This window comes from Psychrobacter glaciei, from assembly GCF_014652895.1.
GTDB lineage: Bacteria > Pseudomonadota > Gammaproteobacteria > Pseudomonadales > Moraxellaceae > Psychrobacter > Psychrobacter glaciei.
The window spans coordinates 70,282-89,074 of record NZ_BMZR01000001.1 but is presented as its reverse complement, the minus strand read 5'-3'; the positions used below and the strand labels follow the sequence as shown (position 1 = coordinate 89,074).

15 protein-coding genes are annotated in these 18,793 nt (G+C 44.0%); 8 read left to right on the top strand and 7 right to left on the bottom strand.

The features are described from left to right. Positions 1-66 precede the first annotated feature (66 nt). The 3 genes from IE130_RS00370 to IE130_RS00360 all read left to right on the top strand — a co-directional run bounded on the left by IE130_RS00370 (position 67) and on the right by IE130_RS00360 (position 2,618). On the top strand, positions 67-1,194 hold the full coding sequence (locus IE130_RS00370; protein WP_189580041.1) for an META domain-containing protein: 1,128 nt from the start codon (positions 67-69) through the stop codon (positions 1,192-1,194). A gap of 42 nt (positions 1,195-1,236) precedes the next feature. After that, positions 1,237-1,884, top strand: coding sequence for an META domain-containing protein (locus tag IE130_RS00365; RefSeq protein WP_189580038.1), 648 nt, complete (start codon positions 1,237-1,239; stop codon positions 1,882-1,884). Positions 1,885-2,060: 176 nt separating this feature from the next. After that, positions 2,061-2,618 carry a superoxide dismutase family protein gene (locus IE130_RS00360; RefSeq protein WP_189580036.1) on the top strand — a complete coding sequence of 186 codons (558 nt, stop codon included), beginning with the start codon at positions 2,061-2,063 and terminating at the stop codon, positions 2,616-2,618. Positions 2,619-2,736: 118 nt separating this feature from the next. Here the strand turns inward: IE130_RS00360 and topA are convergent, their stop codons facing one another. After that, the gene (gene topA, locus IE130_RS00355; protein WP_010196278.1) at positions 2,737-5,394 is read right to left on the bottom strand and encodes a type I DNA topoisomerase; all 2,658 of its coding nucleotides are present in this window, start codon (positions 5,392-5,394) and stop codon (positions 2,737-2,739) included. Between the two features lie 279 nt (positions 5,395-5,673). Further along, a complete protein-coding gene (locus tag IE130_RS00350; protein ID WP_189580033.1) occupies positions 5,674-6,255 on the bottom strand; it encodes a hypothetical protein in 582 nt (193 codons plus the stop codon). 358 nt (positions 6,256-6,613) lie between these two features. Here IE130_RS00350 and IE130_RS00345 point away from each other — a divergent pair, with 358 nt between their 5' ends. After that, on the top strand, positions 6,614-7,150 hold the full coding sequence (locus tag IE130_RS00345) for a DUF2799 domain-containing protein (protein WP_010196273.1): 537 nt from the start codon (positions 6,614-6,616) through the stop codon (positions 7,148-7,150). A gap of 628 nt (positions 7,151-7,778) precedes the next feature. Here IE130_RS00345 and IE130_RS00340 read toward each other — a convergent pair. From IE130_RS00340 to IE130_RS00330, 3 genes are all read right to left on the bottom strand, one after another. Continuing rightward, entirely contained in the window at positions 7,779-8,180 is a 402-nt protein-coding gene (locus tag IE130_RS00340) for an ExbD/TolR family protein (RefSeq protein WP_189580030.1), read from the bottom strand. 82 nt (positions 8,181-8,262) lie between these two features. Next, positions 8,263-8,952, bottom strand: a complete 690-nt coding sequence (locus IE130_RS00335) for a MotA/TolQ/ExbB proton channel family protein (protein ID WP_189580027.1) — start codon at positions 8,950-8,952, stop codon at positions 8,263-8,265. Positions 8,953-9,068: 116 nt separating this feature from the next. Next, positions 9,069-10,043 carry an energy transducer TonB gene (locus IE130_RS00330; RefSeq protein WP_189580024.1) on the bottom strand — a complete coding sequence of 325 codons (975 nt, stop codon included), beginning with the start codon at positions 10,041-10,043 and terminating at the stop codon, positions 9,069-9,071. 523 nt (positions 10,044-10,566) lie between these two features. Between IE130_RS00330 and IE130_RS00325 the strand changes: the two genes are divergently transcribed. The 4 genes from IE130_RS00325 (at position 10,567) to IE130_RS00310 (ending at position 14,723) form a co-directional block, all read left to right on the top strand. Continuing rightward, on the top strand, positions 10,567-11,619 hold the full coding sequence (locus tag IE130_RS00325) for a siderophore ABC transporter substrate-binding protein (protein WP_189580021.1): 1,053 nt from the start codon (positions 10,567-10,569) through the stop codon (positions 11,617-11,619). A gap of 195 nt (positions 11,620-11,814) precedes the next feature. Next, positions 11,815-12,777 (top strand): ABC transporter permease, encoded by a 963-nt coding sequence (locus IE130_RS00320; protein ID WP_373299609.1) that lies wholly within the window; start codon positions 11,815-11,817, stop codon positions 12,775-12,777. A 36-nt stretch (positions 12,778-12,813) separates the two neighbouring features. Beyond that, positions 12,814-13,950, top strand: a complete 1,137-nt coding sequence (locus IE130_RS00315; protein ID WP_264997096.1) for an iron chelate uptake ABC transporter family permease subunit — start codon at positions 12,814-12,816, stop codon at positions 13,948-13,950. A gap of 14 nt (positions 13,951-13,964) precedes the next feature. Next, positions 13,965-14,723 carry an ATP-binding cassette domain-containing protein gene (locus IE130_RS00310; RefSeq protein ID WP_189580015.1) on the top strand — a complete coding sequence of 253 codons (759 nt, stop codon included), beginning with the start codon at positions 13,965-13,967 and terminating at the stop codon, positions 14,721-14,723. 433 nt (positions 14,724-15,156) lie between these two features. Here the strand turns inward: IE130_RS00310 and IE130_RS00305 are convergent, their stop codons facing one another. Both IE130_RS00305 and IE130_RS00300 read right to left on the bottom strand, forming a co-directional pair. Next, complete coding sequence (locus IE130_RS00305; protein ID WP_189580012.1) at positions 15,157-16,503, bottom strand: PepSY-associated TM helix domain-containing protein; 1,347 nt, start codon at positions 16,501-16,503, stop codon at positions 15,157-15,159. A gap of 163 nt (positions 16,504-16,666) precedes the next feature. After that, positions 16,667-18,754, bottom strand: coding sequence for a TonB-dependent receptor domain-containing protein (locus IE130_RS00300; protein ID WP_189580009.1), 2,088 nt, complete (start codon positions 18,752-18,754; stop codon positions 16,667-16,669). Between the last annotated feature and the right edge of the window lie 39 nt (positions 18,755-18,793).

The following is an 18,793-nucleotide window of genomic DNA, read 5'->3' as shown; positions in this document are numbered from 1 at the left end:
AAACAACAATCTCTCTAAAACCCTGTGCTATATTTTATACAAATGTTTGTTAATTAGGAAAGTACAATGTTAAATCACTTAAGGGTGCCTCTAGTTGTAATAAGCACATTACTACCCCTCGCTTTGTTAGGCTGCCAGACCAACAGCCTTAATCATTCAGCACAACCCAGTACCGTTATCGACGATAAAAACTGGTCAGCGACCACACTAAAACCCAGACTGTTTCAAACGATCACCAACTACGACTGGCAATTAACGCATGTCAGTGATGGTGATGATAAACTCATAGGTCTCACTCTTCAGCCACCCCTAACTATGCACGTTCGCCCAGACCTATTAACCTTCGATGACGGCTGTTACCGATATCTCGTGACTTTTGATATGTGGTTGCCCTTACCTTATCCTTATACAGATGCATCAGTACAAGATACAGCTAAATCACCAGTCACGGCTGCTGACTGCACTTCGATATATCAAGCAACCACCCAAGACTGGCGTGGTAACACAATCATCCCTAGCGATACAGCACATCTACTAAATATGACTTTTGGGCGCTACGCAGGAACAAATTTTATATTTAATCCCGCGATAATTCAGTCCATACAGGTTAACAAAACCGTAGAAAAACAGCTCGCTTTAAAGACCAGTAAGGGGAAAACCCTTATCTTTTCGGGCACGCCCAAACCTGAACACCCCGTAGCTGGCATAGCACTCACCAATGAATTATTAGAGCGCTATCGCTGGCAGCTGGTACAAGTGACGGACAAAGCAAGCGCAGTCTTGAGCGAATTTACGCAAATAAAAGAGCCTATTATGCTTTCCTATGGTTTGGATAACTATGGTGGCGATGAGAGTGACGAACAAAATGGCTTTGAGTCAGGTATATATGGTCAAAGCTTTGGTATCTCTATTGGCTGCAACGGCATTAGTGGACCTTACGCCCTCTCTATCAATCAAAGTTTACTAACTGGCAGCTTTCCTTCTACTATGATGAGCTGTGGCGATGCTCTTGATGATGTCGAATCACGGCTTCGACGTATGATGACCCATAGTAAGAGTCGACTGATCTTAACGCACGCGGATAATAAGGCAAAGACAACTACAGAGCAGTCAGAGCCAAACTACTTACTCACCCAAACGCTAGATTCTGGCGAAACACTGATATGGAAAAGTAAAGCAAAGAAAATACCCTAGCTCTCTATTTATGTTTATCTATTTTGACAAAGGATTAACTTAATGTTTTTACTCAATAAAGCTCGTCCATTGATTCTTACCAGCCTATTTGCAGCCTTCGGTGTAGTAGGTTGTCAGTCCACGGCTACCACATCCACCCCACAAACGGATAAAAATGAAGATATTAACCACTTAATTTCTGCAGGCTCAGCCAAATCATTAGCATCTCCCACTGGATTACCCATCAATAGCGAGTTATTGGAGCGCTTCGATTGGCAACTGGTCAGCGCCGTCAGTAATACTTATGATGAAAAAGGGGAATTAACCAGAAAACCTTTGGGCAATTTTTATCACCCTGACCATCCTATTTCAGCGAGCTTCGAGAGTTGGCCTGACAATCAATACGCATTCTTTAGTTCAGGATGTAATGACTCGCGCGCACCTTATTTTTTACTCAATGATAATACCTTCAAAGTCGGCACTATTATTAGTACCGTAATGGGCTGCGGTGAGACAGGCAATAGAATCGAGTCCGCTTTGTTTGATTTAATGCGTAATAGCAATAGCCAACTAACTTTGAGTTTGCAACCTTCACAATCAATATCGCCAACAGCAGACGATCAGACTGATATGCCTCGCTATAATTTATTGCAAACGATGGCAACAGGCGAAACCTTGATCTGGCAAAACGAGGCAAAGCAAATACCTTAATACACTTTCAAACCCATACGATACTTACATTTATTAACCGATTGTTGCGCTTTTAATGAATATCTATGACAAGCCCTTGGCTATACTGATTGCGACATCAACGAATGTTGTAACAAAACCAGTAACGATTATAAATATAAACATTTGAAAGACTATTTAAATAAACGGAGAAGACGATGAAAAAAGTAATTCTTGCAAGCGCTCTATTATGTGGTTCTGCTCTAGCTATGACTGGTTGCCAAAGCACAGAAGGTCAATTAAAGACTGGCAATCCATTGAATCAACCTGTGTTGAAATCAGCGCTTAAAACAACAGACGCGAATAAAACGGAAGTTGGACAAGTTTTCTTACGCCCAGTCGATGGTGGTGTACAGGTCTACGGTAAGCTAATGAACCTGACACCGGGTCAGACTGTTGCCCTACATATTCATGAAACTGGTAGCTGTGATGTTATGGGTAAAGCGGCAGGTGGTCACTTTAATCCGGACAAAAAGCCACACTCTAACCCTGATGATATGAATGGTCATGCAGGTGATTTGCCAAACCTAACGGCAAATGAAAATGGTGTCGCTACTATTAATTATGTGAACAAAAAAATCGCGGCAACAGAAGCAGGTAAATACAGCGTTAATCGCCTAGCCTTTATCGTTCATGGTGGTACTGATGACTATACTAGCCAGCCAGCAGGTAATGCAGGCGACCGTATCGCTTGTGGTATCATCGAAAAGAACTAATGACATTTAGAGTTTATTGACAGCATAAAAAAACCTCTTAGACTATCTAAGAGGTTTTTTTATGACTTAAAATATTACGATGGCAAGATGGAGATACAAGCCTAAAGGTAAAAAAGGATTACTCTTCTACCCACTCGCCTTTGCGCCAGTACACACCCCAACGCGTGGCTTTGCCGTTTTTCTCAGAGCCAATATATTGCTCTTTTTTCTTACGTGACCAACGTAGAATCGTTGCATTACCTTCAGGATCTTCGTCTGGACCTTCAAAGAGATATTGGAACTTATCTTCCATTTTATCTTTAATTTCTCTTAGCTCAGCGAGCTTAGGTGCACGTGTCTCCCTTACTTTCGGGAACTTAGATGCTGCCAAGAACATCCCAGCTGCGCCTTCACGCAAAATGAAGTAATCCTCATGCTTGACCGATTTTAGCTCTGGCAAGTGAATAGGATCCATGCGCGGTGGTGCTGCTTCGCCTGTTTTTAGTACTTTACGAGTGTTGTCACATTTCTGACAAGCAAAATATGGACCAAAACGTCCCGTCTTCAGCTCCATCTGCCCATCACATTTATTACAATCGATGGTAGGTGCGTCTGAACCCGGTACTTCGAATTTACCTTCTTCTAAAATATAGCCGTCGCAGTCAGGGTTATTACCGCAGATGTGTAGCTTAAGGCCACCATCCACGATATAGCCGTTCATTGCGGTGCCACATTTCGGGCAGCGTTTTTTCTCCATCAAATCTTTGACTTCGGCCGCTTCGTCTTCCTCACCTTCGGCATCATCAAGATTAGCAAAAGCTTCGACTGGCATTAAGTTCTTGGTGCCTTTACAGCGCTCTTTCGGTGGTAAATTGTAACCCGTACAACCTAAGAAGACACCCGTAGAACCTGTACGTAATTGCATCGGACGATCGCAAATATCGCAGTGGACGTCTGGTACATCGGTCGGATCATTTGGACGCATGCCGTCTTTTTCTTTAGCACGATCCAGAGTCGTTTTGAAGTCACCGTAAAAATTATCGAGGACATCTTTCCAGTCTGTATCGCCTTCTGCCACATGATCAAGCTTGTCTTCAAGCGCGGCGGTAAAGGTATAATCCATCAAATCTGGGAAACTTGCCGTCAGTCTGTCAGTGACGATATCGCCCATTTTTTCGGCAAATAAACGCTTGTTTTCAAGCTTCACATAACCACGATCTTGAATGGTTGAGATGATAGAAGCATAAGTCGATGGACGACCGATGCCTTTTTTCTCAAGCTCTTTGACTAAGCTTGCCTCGGTATAGCGCGGTGCAGGCTTGGTAAAGTGTTGGCTTGGATCAAGCTTGTCTAGCGTTAACTTATCGCCTTTTTTGACATCAGGTAACAAGGTATCATCGGTCTTCGCCGGCGGCATGACTTTGGTATAGCCGTCAAACACTAACGTACGACCACGAGCTTTTAGCTCGACATCATCAGCACCAACAAACAAGTTCACTGACAGATACTTTGCTGGCAGCATTTGGCAGGCGACAAACTGACGCCAAATCAGCTCATACAGACGTATCGCATCACGTTCAACGCCTTTCAGCTGTGTCGATTTCATATTGACATTAGACGGACGAATCGCCTCATGCGCCTCTTGTGCGCCTTGCTTATTACCGTAGAAGTTAGGCTTTTCTGGTACATACTTCGCGCCATAGCTGTCTTCGATATAGCCACGGACAGCGGCAAGTGCATCGCCAGATAAAAAGGTCGAGTCGGTACGCATATAGGTAATATGACCAGCTTCGTATAAACGCTGCGCCAAAATCATGGTTTTCTTAACCGAAAATCCCAATCGCGTACTGGCTGCTTGTTGCAATGTCGAGGTAATAAATGGCGCACTCGGACGTGATTGTGTTGGCTTTTCTTCACGCTCTTTGACGATAAAGTCGTTGGCGTTAAGCACTTCTAAGACTTTATCCGTCTGCTCTTTATTGACGAGCTTTAGCGTTTTGCCACCTTGCTTGGTTGCCTCTAAACGAATGGCAATTTGTTCAGCGTCTTTTTTACTGCTAGCGACGTGAGTATCAGCATGAATCTGCCAGTACTCTTCTGGGATAAAGGCGCGAATTTCATGCTCACGCTCGACCACCAATCGCATAGCAACTGACTGTACACGCCCTGCTGACAGACCGCGTGCAACCTTTTGCCACAATAATGGCGATATCATAAAACCAACGACGCGATCCAAAAAGCGGCGTGCTTGCTGGGCATTGACGCGATCGATATCGAGTTTTGAGGGCTGCTTAAAGGCATTTTGAATAGCGGTTTTGGTAATCTCGTTAAAGACCACGCGCTCATACTTGCTATCAGCGCCACCGATGACTTCTTTGAGATGCCAAGCGATAGCTTCCCCTTCTCTATCCATATCCGTTGCCAGATAGATTTTGTCAGCGTCTTTGGCTAAGGCTTTGAGCTCTTTGATGACTTTGGTTTTGTTTGGCAGTACTTCGTACACTGCTGCCCAGTCATGTTCAGGGTCGATACCCATGCGACGTACCAATGCTTGCTGCGCTTTTTCTTCTTTGCTCAGACTGTCATCTTTTTTGCTAGTCGCTGGCTTCTTCGCGCTTTTACTCGCACCGACGGGTAAATCGCGTACGTGTCCGATACTCGAGCGAACAACGAAGTCATTGCCGAGGTATTTATTGATCGTTTTTGCCTTGGCTGGTGACTCGACAATCACCAAAGACTTACCTTTGGAGCTGTCAGAGACAGGAGCTGGACTTTTTTTAGTTGTGGTTTTTGCCATATTTGACGACACCATAATATAAGTAGTTTAAAAGTAAGGTTAAATTCAGCAGCACGGCAATTTATGGAAGCTGATCATCATAGATCAACGATTTATTGTAATAATAGCTGCCGATATAAAAGGGTATAAAGCAAGCAACAACGCCGATACGAGTCATAAAACAGCAATAAAGATACAAAGACGTTACACTGCTAGGCGCTGAGCTGTCAACTGTAAATAACTGGGGCATCGCAAAACTGCTTGCCTATTGCTCATTAATGGAGACTAAAAAACGATTTACTAGTTCTTGCGATTTTTTTGCATCTGTAACGCCCACGCTTCAAGCTGTGCTTTTAGTACTAGTAAGTCTGCCTCAATCATTTTTTGCTGATAATTAGGGTTTGTCACTGGGCGCACATAAGCGATATCTTCCCAGTAAATTACAATGCTATTGGACTTGATTAATAAGGCTTTTACAAACGGCTCAATACTGGCTGGCAATGCTAGCGGCACTTTATCCAAGCTAAAATTGGTTTGAGGTGGCGTATTGCCATTACTACTGCCACTCGCATTTTTGTCTGCAGGATTTGCGTTGCTGTTTGCATTGCTATCTGGTCGCCAGCACCCATCGATGACCTGATAACGGGTTAGCGGCAGTTTGACATTATCTAGCACCAAGCCATACTGACCAAGCATCCCGCGACCATATTCATTGTCTTTGCCCCTGATCCAATCCGGACAAGCGATCAGTTTTGGGTTCAACTGTAAGCGACGGGCGGTCATGCGTAAATGATCCAAGCGCTGATCGATACCGCTCGGTTTGAGCGCCATCATACTCCCTAGTACGAATAGTACAATGGCGATGACAATCCATATTCCCATAACAACCTGACCTTTAGCTGAATTAAAATACTGCTGAGGCGATACATTTGACCTGATCTGTCATAAAACCTATTAACGAGTAACTGACTGACCAGTGATTTGTCGTACCCGTCCTTATAATAAGCACGAACCATAAAAAATCAAGCAGGGCTCATAAAGGGATTAATCGATAATCAGGTGATTGCCATTTGATTGGCACTCGATTGGCAAATGCATTTCACCCAGAAATCCTACTGTTTATACTGGTATATCAATCAGTTAGTACGCAAAAAAATAAGTTTAATAACAAGATACAAAAAGTTGTACGCAGCAAAAAGTGCTATGATAAACCATAATTTTAGACGCGCGCAGGTTTATTATGAATTATCTTATTGAGTCAAACTCATCAACCGCTCTTTTAGCCAGCAAACTGACGAATAAATTCATGAGTAAAACCAGTATCGTCTTCTCGCTGATGAGCGCCGCATTATTCACCCTGTCAGGCTGTGCCACGACCCAAAGTCTCACACCGCAGCAGTGCCAAAGCAGCAATTGGCAAGAAGTCGGCTACGCAGATGGCATCCGTGGACGCTCGGGCGCATACTTTGGGCAATATACCAATCAATGCGCCAGCGTCGGCGGTGCTAGCCCCAACCGCATTCAATGGGAACAAGGTCGACAGCAAGGTCTGAAGACCTACTGTACTGAGCTTAATGCTTATAAAATTGGTCGCGAAGGCTATGACTGGCAGCCTGTCTGTCCCCTTGAGGGCATCGAGAAGTTGGAAGAAGCTTATTCTCAAGGACGCTACTATTATATTCGCCAGCGTGATCTTGATTACCTACGCACGCCCTATCCATTTGCCTACGGACCTGCTGGTCGTTATGGTTATAGTCCGTTTGTCTATGGCTGGTAATCTAGGGCGTGTCATCAATTAGCACATTTATATATTTAGTGGTCTTAAAATGGCTAAATTTTGCTAAACATCGTCATCCTTGCTAACCATATGAAGCTTCTTATCCCTTCAAAAAACCATATCGAAATCAAGATAATGATAATTGAACGAGATATTGTGGCAAACGGGACAGTGTAGTAAACAAATCTTGCATTAAAGGAAACCTCGCAAGGTTACCCTAGCGAGGTTGAAAAAAGTTTATTATTTTAATTATTCTTATTATTATCTTGGGGTCTGTTGAACATTCAAATATTAGGACTGCTGATCGCTAAAATCGCATCAAACCTTTTATCGAATCAGCGTAAACCGACGATAATGTCGAGACCTTAGCTAGGTTTATAACAACGTTTGAGGTGATTTTAGCATCAGCCTTTCAGGGCAAGGCTATTTTTTGCCAATACATGGCGAAACTGTCTAACCTAGAATGACTAGGCATCAAAAATTTCACTGCGCATTGTCTAAAAAATAGCCACTACCAGTACCACATTTGAATGTTCAACAGACCCTAGTTATTTTTATATCGCTCAGCCTGCTAATTTTACTGATAAGCTTCTTAATATAAGCACGGCATTAGGCACGGCAAATTACTTTATTCGTTAACAAAAGCTATTTTACTAAGACCAGCCTGACTGGCAGCAGCGAGCACTTGAGCAACGGTGTCGTACTTACTGTCTTTGTCAGCACGCAATTGTACAGAAGGGTCTTTACCCGCAGCACCTTGCTGTTGTAACCGTGCCTCTAGCTCCTCCATGCTAATTGCATCGCTGTCCCAAAATATCCCTGCGTCTTTATCAATGCTGATTTGAATAGCCTCCGGCGGTGTTTCATTGATCTCGGCACTGGTCTTCGGCAACTCTAATGGCACCGTTGGATTCAAGACGGTCGCCGTCAATAGAAATATAATCATCAATACCAGCATGATATCGATAAGCGGAATGAGGTTCATCTCATTCATACTTTGACTATCATCATCGCCCAATTGAAATGCCATAATCACTCTCAATACATTTGGTTATTCGCAATACAGCTCGCTTGGCTCTCGCCTAACGGACTGTTTCATCAATGGATAATTGTTAAGGCTGCGACGCGGCTGAACTCTGATAATGCGTCACTTGCTGAGCATCTGCTGCGTTTGAGTGCATACTTTTTGCCAATGGATCTTGGGCAACGGTAGACTTGCTGTCTATTGAAGGTTGCTGTGTGACTACCATCTCGGCAGAATGTGCCAATAAGTCATGCGCTCTATCGTTGGCGTGATACATCACACGGCGGTTAATACGCACTGCAAGGTTATAAAACACCACCGCTGGAATCGCCACGGCAATCCCCAAACCTGTCATAATAAGTGCCTCACCAACTGGTCCTGCCACTTGTCCCAAGCCCGCTTGCCCACTCATACCGATATTATGCAGTGCATGGAAAATACCCCATACCGTCCCAAACAAGCCAATAAACGGCGCAATCGCTGCCGTCGTCCCAAGGATAGGCAATCCACGCTCGCTTGCAAAGCGATAACGACCAATATGCTTTAGTAAGGTCTGCTCAGTAACCACACGGCGAGTAGAGGCATCTGCAGCTATCACCTCGGCCTGTTTTATCTGAATCTGTTGACTCAAATCATCTGCAACATTGACGGCCAATTTGCGGCTTTGTAGCACACGAATAATGCCAGTCACCCAAGAGAGGATAGATAAAGCCAGCAACAAAAAGAACAAAGTTTTTGTCACCATGTCGCTGATTTGCCAGTATTGCATAAAGTCCATATTAGACTCCTTAGAGTATTGTTTTATTATCTAGTCTCGCTGCAGCTAATAAATCTATGCAGATGACAGCGACGACATTAGTGCCATATATAAATAATGAGTCAAAATGCTTATGGTCAAGGAACGACATATTCGATCGGCAAGGTCACGTTGCCTACCACTGGCACACCAGCTTCGGTAAAGGGCTTAAACTTGCCAGAGTCAGCTTGTTTTTGTGCAGCTTGGTCTAATAATCTATTACTAGAAGATTGAGCAACGCGTACATTATCAATCCCGCCCTGCTTATTTACTCGCAACACTAAAACGACAGTCAATTTATCACCTGACCTAGCTCTGCGTGCCGCACTAGTCGGAAAACTAAAGTTCGGTCGTGACGCCCAATTGGCATTGGTCGCTGTGAAGTTCACAGGAGTATTACTTGCGGCGGCAGCGGCGGCCTGTGCTTTTGCACGAGCAGCGGCTTCTGCGGCCGCTTTAGCCGCTTTTGCTTCTGCTGCTTTTTTGGCATCCGCTTCGGCTTGAGCCTCTCGTGCAGCCTTGGCATCGGCTAATTGTTGGGCTTCTTGCGCGGCTTTTTCAGCTTGTGCTGCCAATATCTTACGGTTGTTATCAGCAGCTAAAGCATCTGCTTGAGCTTTTGATATCGACTCTTGCCGTTTTACTTCATGTTTAAAAGGTTCGTTTTCCACAGCCTTGGTTGTATCAGGTTGCGCCTTCGTTTTAGGCTTCAAATTAGGCTTTTCTGATATTACCACTGGTTTGACAGCTGGTTTAGTCTTCGCTAGCGGCTGAGATTCTTTCACTATTTCAGGTTTAGTGGTAGCGACAGACCTAGGCTGTGGCTGTGGCTGTGGCTGTATAGGTTTTACAGGCTCAGCAGTATCTATCACAACCTTTGGCTCTTTCGTTTCAGCCGGTAACGTCACCATCTCGATCTCGATAGGTGGTGTATTTTTTTCTGGTTCAACTTTTATCTCAGGGGTCTTGATCGCCACCAATGCGACTGCCGTCAGCACGTGCAAGCCCACCACTATAATAATAGCCGCGAGTATCAATTTGAGTGGTGGCGCGTCTAAATCCGTTGAACTCATAACACCCTAATATTCATTAACCGAGGTAGAATGGCGTAGATAATAATGCAAACGATAACTATTATCAATAATAAATTTATAATGATTTGCTTATCAGGCAAATGCTGAGCCAATAATTTGCCTTATTTGAAAAGAAAAATCTGCTTAGTCATTCGGCTATCCTATCTCGAATATCGCTATCGAAACTTATTGTGTTATGGCAGTCAAAATCAATAAGCACAGAAACGTTAATAAAACTCATTATCATTTGTATTGATAATGAGTCTCAATTAATTTATCATAGCCACTGATGGATTGCCCATCTTATAATATAAAAACTTTTAAGATATTAGGGCATATCTTAATAATATAAGCGTCTCTATATTTAAGCGTAAAAAACAATCAATAAAAAACATGACCTTTAAAGCAATACCGTCGAGCATTGTATGGCGTGAAGCATCACGCTAGACAAGCTCTCTTTATTTTCATATGGCCAATCATTTTATTTACACGTTGTCCAACCAGCTGATATACCGAGTTATTTATGTCTATTGCTTTACTTTCTAACCGTTCTCCGGCCCCTTTTTTTAAACGTCCTTTACTGACTGCTATGATGACCGCATTCGTAGCGACTGTCAGTGTGGCAGGCTGTAGCTCACCTGAGTCTAACGACTCTGAGCCTGCAGATGCTAAAACTGAAAATCAAACGGCGGATAATGCTGCGAATGTCGCCAATAATGATGCTGTCTCTGTTGAGAAAATAACGGTCGACACGGTAAAAGGCACTGTCGATTTGGCAATGAATCCATCGCCGTTAGTGGTCTATGATATGACGTTGATGCAGGATTTGGCTGCGTTAGATGTGGCAGTCGATGGCATGCCAAGTGGTCTAAAATTGGACAATTTACAGTCTAAAACACAGCCTGAGCCAAAAACAGTCGGCACCGTATTTGAGCCAGATCTTGAAGCGTTGAACGCGATGCAGCCGCAAGCTATCTTGGTCGGCTCACGTATGGCAGAAAAATATGATGCGTTATCTAGTATTGCGCCAACGCTTGATATGACGATTGATACCGCAAATATCTATGAGTCAAGTAAGCAGCGTTTGCATGATCTAGGTGCATTGTTCGGTAAAAGCGCTCAAGCAGCCAAACTGCAAGGCAATATCGACGGGCTCATTGATGAAACCAAAACATTGACCGAAGATAAAGGCAAGGGCTTAGTGGTCATGGTCAATGGCAATAAGCTGTCTACCTACGGCGACAAATCCCGCTATGGCTTTATCCATACTGTGCTTGATATTCCAATGGCAGATGACCAAATCGCCGACGCGCGCCACGGTCAGCCAATCTCGTTTGAATACATCCAAAAAACCAATCCAGATTGGCTATTCGTCATCGATCGCAGTGCCGCCATTGGGGAAGATGGTGCTGGTGCCAAAGCCGTATTAGACAATCCGTTGGTCGCGCAAACCAACGCATGGAGCAAGCAGCAAGTGGTTTACCTTAGCCCAGATTCTTACCTAGCCTTTGGCGGTTATTATCAGTGGATGCAGGATCTAACGACGATTAAGACAGCCTTCGCTAACGCGAAATAAAAGCGATGACCATACAAGCCATATTTTTAATCAAATACTAATAAGCCAGTAGACGTTATGTCGTTATTTTCCTCTCGCGCTCATGCCAGCGTTAAAGCTAATACTTCTTTGCCAACAGCAACATCAAGTTGGAAAAGAAGCACTGGCAACAGTCTCAATCCTAAACATCGACGTGCCGTCATACCACCGTGGTTAATGAATACAGCAAGCCTCATTATTATGGGGCTTTTGGTGTTATTGAGCTTATCGATTGGTGTGGCTGATTTTTCATGGTCCGGTTTTCTACACAGCCTTATCAATCATAGCGCCAACTCTGATAGCTCGCTTTTTTTGGTTAGCCGACTCCCCCGCACTATTGCGATTATCTTGACGGGTATCTCGATGGCAGTTGCTGGGATGATTATTCAAGTGGTGCTAAAAAACCGCTTTGTAGAGCCATCCATGGTGGGTGCAACTCAAAGTGCTGCGCTCGGCTTGCTGGTGGTTAGCCTACTATTTCCAGCCAGCGCACTCATTATCAAAATGGGTGTGGCGACCATCACAGCGGTATTTGGCATGATGCTGTTTATGCTGCTTATTCATCGGATTCCACCGACAGATTTTTTGATGATTCCACTGATTGGTATTGTCTTTGGCGGCATTCTCGAAGCAGTGACGACCTTTATCGCCTATCAGACTGAGTCATTACAGATGCTCAGCGTTTGGCAGTTTGGTGATTTTTCTGGTGTGCTAGCCGGTCGATATGAGTTGCTTTGGCTGACGGGCGCGCTGTGTGTTTTGGCTTATATCATCGCTGATAAGCTCACCATTGTGGGACTTGGCGATAATATCGCACTGAACTTAGGTATTAGTAAACGGCAGGTAACCTGGCTTGGTGTGGGTATGGTAGCCATGATGAGTGCGGTTGTCGTTGTCACCGTTGGGATGATTCCTTTCATCGGTTTAGTCGTGCCCAACATTGTCAGCCGATTGATGGGAGATAAGTTACGTCGTAGCTTGCCAGCAGTCGCATTGCTCGGTGCATCCGCCGTCCTACTCTGCGATATCATTGGTCGCTCTATTCGTTATCCATTTGAAGTGCCTGTCGCTACAGTGTTTGGCGTGGTTGGTACCGTGCTATTTTTGTGGCTACTATTGCGCGCACCGGCTGATCGATAAGCCTGATATTTATGCTTGATACTACAGGATTCGCGTATGTTTTCACCGTCTACGCCTCGCTCTGAAAAAACGACCATGGCTAAAACCAATACAACAAAATATAGCTCGATAGAAAGCGGTGCCTTGGAAGATAGTATTTTGGAAAACAGTACTTTAGAAAATAGTGCTTTGGAAAACAGTGCTACTGCCACGGCTTGGCAAAGTCGTCTGGCACAACTTTGGGTATGGATCGTCAATCATCCAAAGTCGATTGCCACTGCTATCTTGGTCATCTCAATGTTGCTATTTTTGACACTCAACGTCAACGGACATTGGGACTTTGCCCTACCATTACGTGGCAAAAAACTGCTGGCATTAATGGTGGTCGGCTATGCTATCGGAGTGTCGACACTACTGTTTCAAACCTTAACGCACAACCCTATTCTCACACCTTCCTTGTTGGGCTTTGACTCACTATATATCTTACTGCAAAGCCTACTGGTCTTCTTTTTAGGTGCGATTAGCTTTACCAGTATCGACCCTCTTGCCAAATTCACACTTGAAATTGTCTTGATGTTTGGCGCGTCATTATTGTTATTTAAGCTGCTATTTTCAAAAAGCAGTCAGGATTTGACGCGGCTAATATTGGTAGGCGTTATCTTTGGCGTGCTATTTCGTAGCTTATCAACCTTGATTGCTAGGCTGATTAATCCTGATGATTTTGTCATCGTACAATCTAGCAGTTATGCGCAGTTCAATACGGTCAATCCGCAACTGCTTGGCATCAGCCTAGTTATTTGCCTCATGAGTGCGGTATTTATCTGGCGCTGGCGCTATCAGTGCGATGTATTGATGCTCGGTAAATCACAAGCCATTAACCTTGGTATCCATTATCAACGTCTCGCATTTGGCCTGTTGACCATCATCGCCATATTAGTCGCCACTGCCACTGCTCTAGTCGGCCCTGTGACCTTCTTTGGCTTATTGGTATGTGCATTGACCAATCGTATCGCCCGTCATATGTACCACAGCGAGCGACTGATATTGGTCAGTCTGGTCGCCATGATTTGCTTGGTACTCGGTCAGACTATCTTTGAGCAAGTACTGGGTATGGCAGGCGTATTATCGGTCGTGATTGAACTGGCAGGCGGCTTGGTATTCTTATTATTAATCTTTACGACACAACGTAGATAAAGACAAGAAGCACTATGATTAAACTAAATAATATCTCATACCATATTGGCAAACAGCAAATTCTACATGACATTACGCTGTCTCTGCCAAGCGAACAAGTCATTGCTTTGATCGGCCCTAATGGTGCTGGTAAATCCACCCTATTTTCCGTCATGGCACGCCTGCAACCGCTGCAGTCAGGGCAAGTGTGCTTTGGTGAGCATGATATCGTCAGTTGTCATGCCCGGACGTTGTCCAAAACGGTGGCCATGCTCGGCCAAGACAATCAAGTGCAAGGACGACTGCGCGTGCATGAGCTGCTGATGTTTGGACGTTATCCATACCATCAAGGGCAGCCAACCGCTGACGATCAGCAAAAAGTACAAGAGATTATCGAGCGATTTGAGCTGGGGCTGTTGGCCGACCGCTTCTTATCGACATTGTCCGGTGGTCAACGCCAGCGCGTACTGATTGCCATGATTGTTTGCCAAGATACGCCTTATCTATTGCTAGATGAGCCGCTGAATAATTTGGACATGTATCACGCTGGTCGCCTGATGCGTGAACTACGAGAGCTGAGCCACAGTCAGCAGAAGACCGTCGTCATCGTCTTACATGATATCAATCAAGCCGCACAATTCGCTGATACCGTGGTCACGATGAAAGAAGGCCAAGTGATGGCTGTTGGTCAGCCAGTCGATGTGATCACACAAGAAACGATGAAACAGTTATACAACGTCGATGTGATCGTGCTAAACCATCAAGGTCGTCCAGTGATTGTTGATGCGGTTTAAGTACAGGACTTTGCAAACGAAAAAAGGAATTGTCGATGCATAAAGCTTTATTGAATAATCGATGGATAAACTATAAAAATCTATCTATATTAATTTTAGTAATTAGCTTTTGCTTATTCATTTTTAATGCTTTAAATAAAGAGATATCAAATACCTTTTTTTGGTTAGGAATAACTTTATATGCTCTAAGATTGGTGGTTATTCCTATGGATTTTACTCAAAACATCTCTTCAGTAGACTACACAAAGAACTACGATGAAAATAATACATGGCATAAATGGGTGATGCTAGGTGAAAGATTTTCTTCCTTTATTTTTACTGTCTTGATAGCATACACAATATTTTTGCAATTCAAGTGATAACTAGGGTATGCCTTTAATTCAGTAGATAGCTATTTACTGAATTAAAAGCTTACCTTAGAAATCTGGCAATATTACCTACCCTTTTGCAACGCTTTTAAGCGCTGTTGACGCCCTTTCCACCATAGATAAACACCAGTAATGGACAATATGGTCACAGCCAAACCTATCAATGCTAAAAATATTTGATACAGTAAATGGCCAATACCTTGACTAATATGCCCCATATGTAAGGTCGATAGCCATTGATCGGCTTTGCTGCCAAATGATGAACTTTGATAGCCAAAATTTACACGCTCGATGCTACCCGTCCTTGCATCGACAGTAATAGACGAAGCGCCGCCTTTTTTGCCGATATCTCTATCTGTTTTAAAACGCAGTTGCCATTGACCTTCATCCTCTACCCAGCGTACGCCCAATAGCTGTTGTACTGTCATGCCCTTACTTTTGGCAGCGATGTCTGCCTGTTCGCTTAGATAAGCAATGCTATTGGCTTTATTGACAATATCCATAGCATCGACATTACTAGCCTCGTTATTCAAAGTCTCGCCCTTTGCAGCGCCAATCCTCGCACCCCTGTCTGCACTAGCAGTCTGCCCAACTTTTTCACGTGGTTTTTTTGTTTTTTCTTGTTTTTCGCCTCTGCCTTCGAGCCCAACGATTGCCTGCATGACAGGTCGATAGACTTGCTGTAAATTGAAGCCAACACTCGACCAAGCGATGACAAATAACATGCCCCAGAGCCACAATCCAAAGGCATGGTGCAAGTCATAATTCAGTTTAAACAGATTGTTTTTGCGGCGAATTTTCCAAGCAGGTAGCCAACGTTTAAAAAGCGAGGCGCGCTTTTTGTTAGAAGCTTGCTTGGTTTTATTTGATTTAACCGCTCGTGGAAAGGTTAAATAAAAACCAATAAAGCAATTGATAGTCCAGACCAGTGAGACAATGCCCAAGACCCATTTACCAATGTCGCCAAGCAATAAGTCGCGATGTAACCAAAACACTTTCCACATGGTGTTGTGCCATGCCCATGCCTCCTTATCACGAGTTCCAATGATGTTACCGTCATAGGGATTCACATAAACTTCTTGAAACGGTGCTTTCGGTTGGTTTTTGCCCTTATCTCGGTTTCTATCGACTGAAAACATCACTGACTTATCGGGCGATACAGACGTAGGCATACTTGAAAAATTATACTCAGGATACGTTGTAATGACTTTGTCATGCAGCTCGGCAATAGAGAGTAGCGGTGCGTTTTGTGCGTCAATACTGGTCAGCTTACGGTTGAACACATCATCGAGCTCATGATGAAAAGCTAATAGTGCACCAGTGATACTGGCGATAATTAAAAAAGCTGCCATGGCAAGCCCAGTATAACGGTGAATCCATAAGCAGGCTTGGCGAAGATTAAGTGAAATCATTGGTCTTGGTTCTTTGTCATATGTTGTTTTAGTAGGTACTTATCAGTTAGCACGTCACTGCTGTTGTAGCCAACTTAAAAGCTAATAGGCAATAAAAAGCCAGCTCTCATGTAAAGACAGCTGACTTGATAAGTACTATTAGACTTAAACTAGATAAACTAAATTAGAACTGATACGTTAAAGACGTTTTGATATTACGTCCCATCTCAAAATCAGTATAGGCATCATCGATAGAGTTGCGTGACGCATGGCTCGCATAAGTCTTATCAAAGATATTGTATACACCTAGTGTGGCTTTTAAACCTTCGATTTGAGTTGGCGTATAAGTCATAAAGATATCGTGCACGTCATAGCCTGGTTTTTCGTTGTCATCACCAGCGGTATTCGGTGTCACATCGGCTACATAAGTACTGCGCCAGCCAAGCTCGGTAGTGTTGGTTGGAGCGTAACCCATGTTGATCATGTACTTGTCGCCAGACTCAGAGCCACTACCACTGACAGAAGAAATGTTATAACCAGTATCTTCGCCTTTGCTACGCGCACGAGCATAGCTTAGACCCATGTTAAAGTTATCTGCTCGATAGTCGGCTGATAGCTCTACCCCTTTGATTTTGAAATCTTCGTCATTATTAATGACACCTTGGCAGGCTTCAGGGGCAGCACTTGTACCTAGTTGGCCAGTTGTGCAATTCATACCAGTTCTACTACCACCTGCACGTACAAATTCAATATAGTTTTCGATATTGGTTTCAAAGTATTTAGCGCTTAACTTTAAAGAGTCATCAGCCATAGTCAGCCCGCGCAGCGTTGTAGCAATACCGACTTCTGCATTGTCACCTTCTTCTGCTTTTAGATCATTGTTCACATAGGTATCAACACCATCGGAATTAAAAATCGTTTGGCTAAGGTCTGGACCATTAAATAACTGAGTATAGCTCGCAAATATTTGGGTACGTGGTGCAATCTCATAACTAGCAGCTAATGCGCCAACGACATTGTCATAAGTCTTGCCAGCAGATACATACTCTGGAGACTCATAACGGTCATAACGGACACCTGGCGTTAAGCTAAGCTTACCCATTTGCCATTGGTCTTCTAGATAGACTGAGGTATTGGTCGCTTCATCGGTACTGGTGTTACCAAAGTCGCGTGTCATCTCAGATTCTTTTTTGTAATGCTCAACCCCAGCGACTAACTTATGAACCCCTGGCACACCATTGATGATACTGCTATCGACGATACTGGTGTTTTGTACTTTGCCGCCTGTGGTTTTTACTTCTGCATCAAACTCAAACCCAGGCTCGCCATCAGAGTTACGCAAAATCTGCGTGCTGGTCTGATATACATTGGCGTCTACATTGACCAACTGGTTGGCAGGACTGTAAACGTAGTCAAGCGCGTAGGTATCGCGTTTGACTTCCTGCGGAATGATTGGGTTCCAGCCACCAGCAGGAAAATCTGGACGTAATGGGAACTTGCCTTTGTTTTCGGTACGGCTGAAGCTAGCACCTACATGATGATCACTACCGACATAAGCACCAGCTTTCAATAGGATGTTTTCGCCTTCGCTGTCTTCAGTTTGGATTTTACGGCCTTTGCCGTCTTCGCCAGCATTGGCATCACGCTTGCCATAATAAGCCAGTAAATCAATATTCTCTGTTGGCGTACCATAAACAGTGGCTGAGGTTAGCAGTTCATCATTGTTGCTAGCATAACCCGTATGAAGCTTAGCACCTACTTTTTGACCTGGCTTGAGTAAATCTGCCGCGTCAACTGTCTCAAAAGCAACCGCACCGCCGATAGCATCATTGCCTAGCGTCACTGAGTTATTACCGACTGATACCTCTGCTTGTTTTAGCAGATCTGGATCGATGGTGACATCACCCATATGGTAGAACAAAGCGCCTTCTTGACGTGCGCCATCAATCGTTACTTTTAAATTAGTATCATCAAGACCACGTACACGAATACGTTGGTTGACCGATGATGTACCGCCCACGCTTACCCCTGGCACAACGTCCAGAAAATCGCTCAAGTGGCTGGCTTGTGCCGCTGGCGTATAGTCATCTATATAGACAGAGTCTTCTTGTACAGCGTTACGTACTGAGCTATTCGCTGTTACGGTAATAGTCTGTAACGTCGTATTTGGCATATCTGCTGCCGTTGCGGCACTGGCAGCTTGCGTCCACAGTACTGCTGCGACACCCATTGACAATACCGTCAATTGACTAGATAACTTTACTTCGCGCATAACACACTCACTTTATTGACTATCAGAAATTAGAATTTT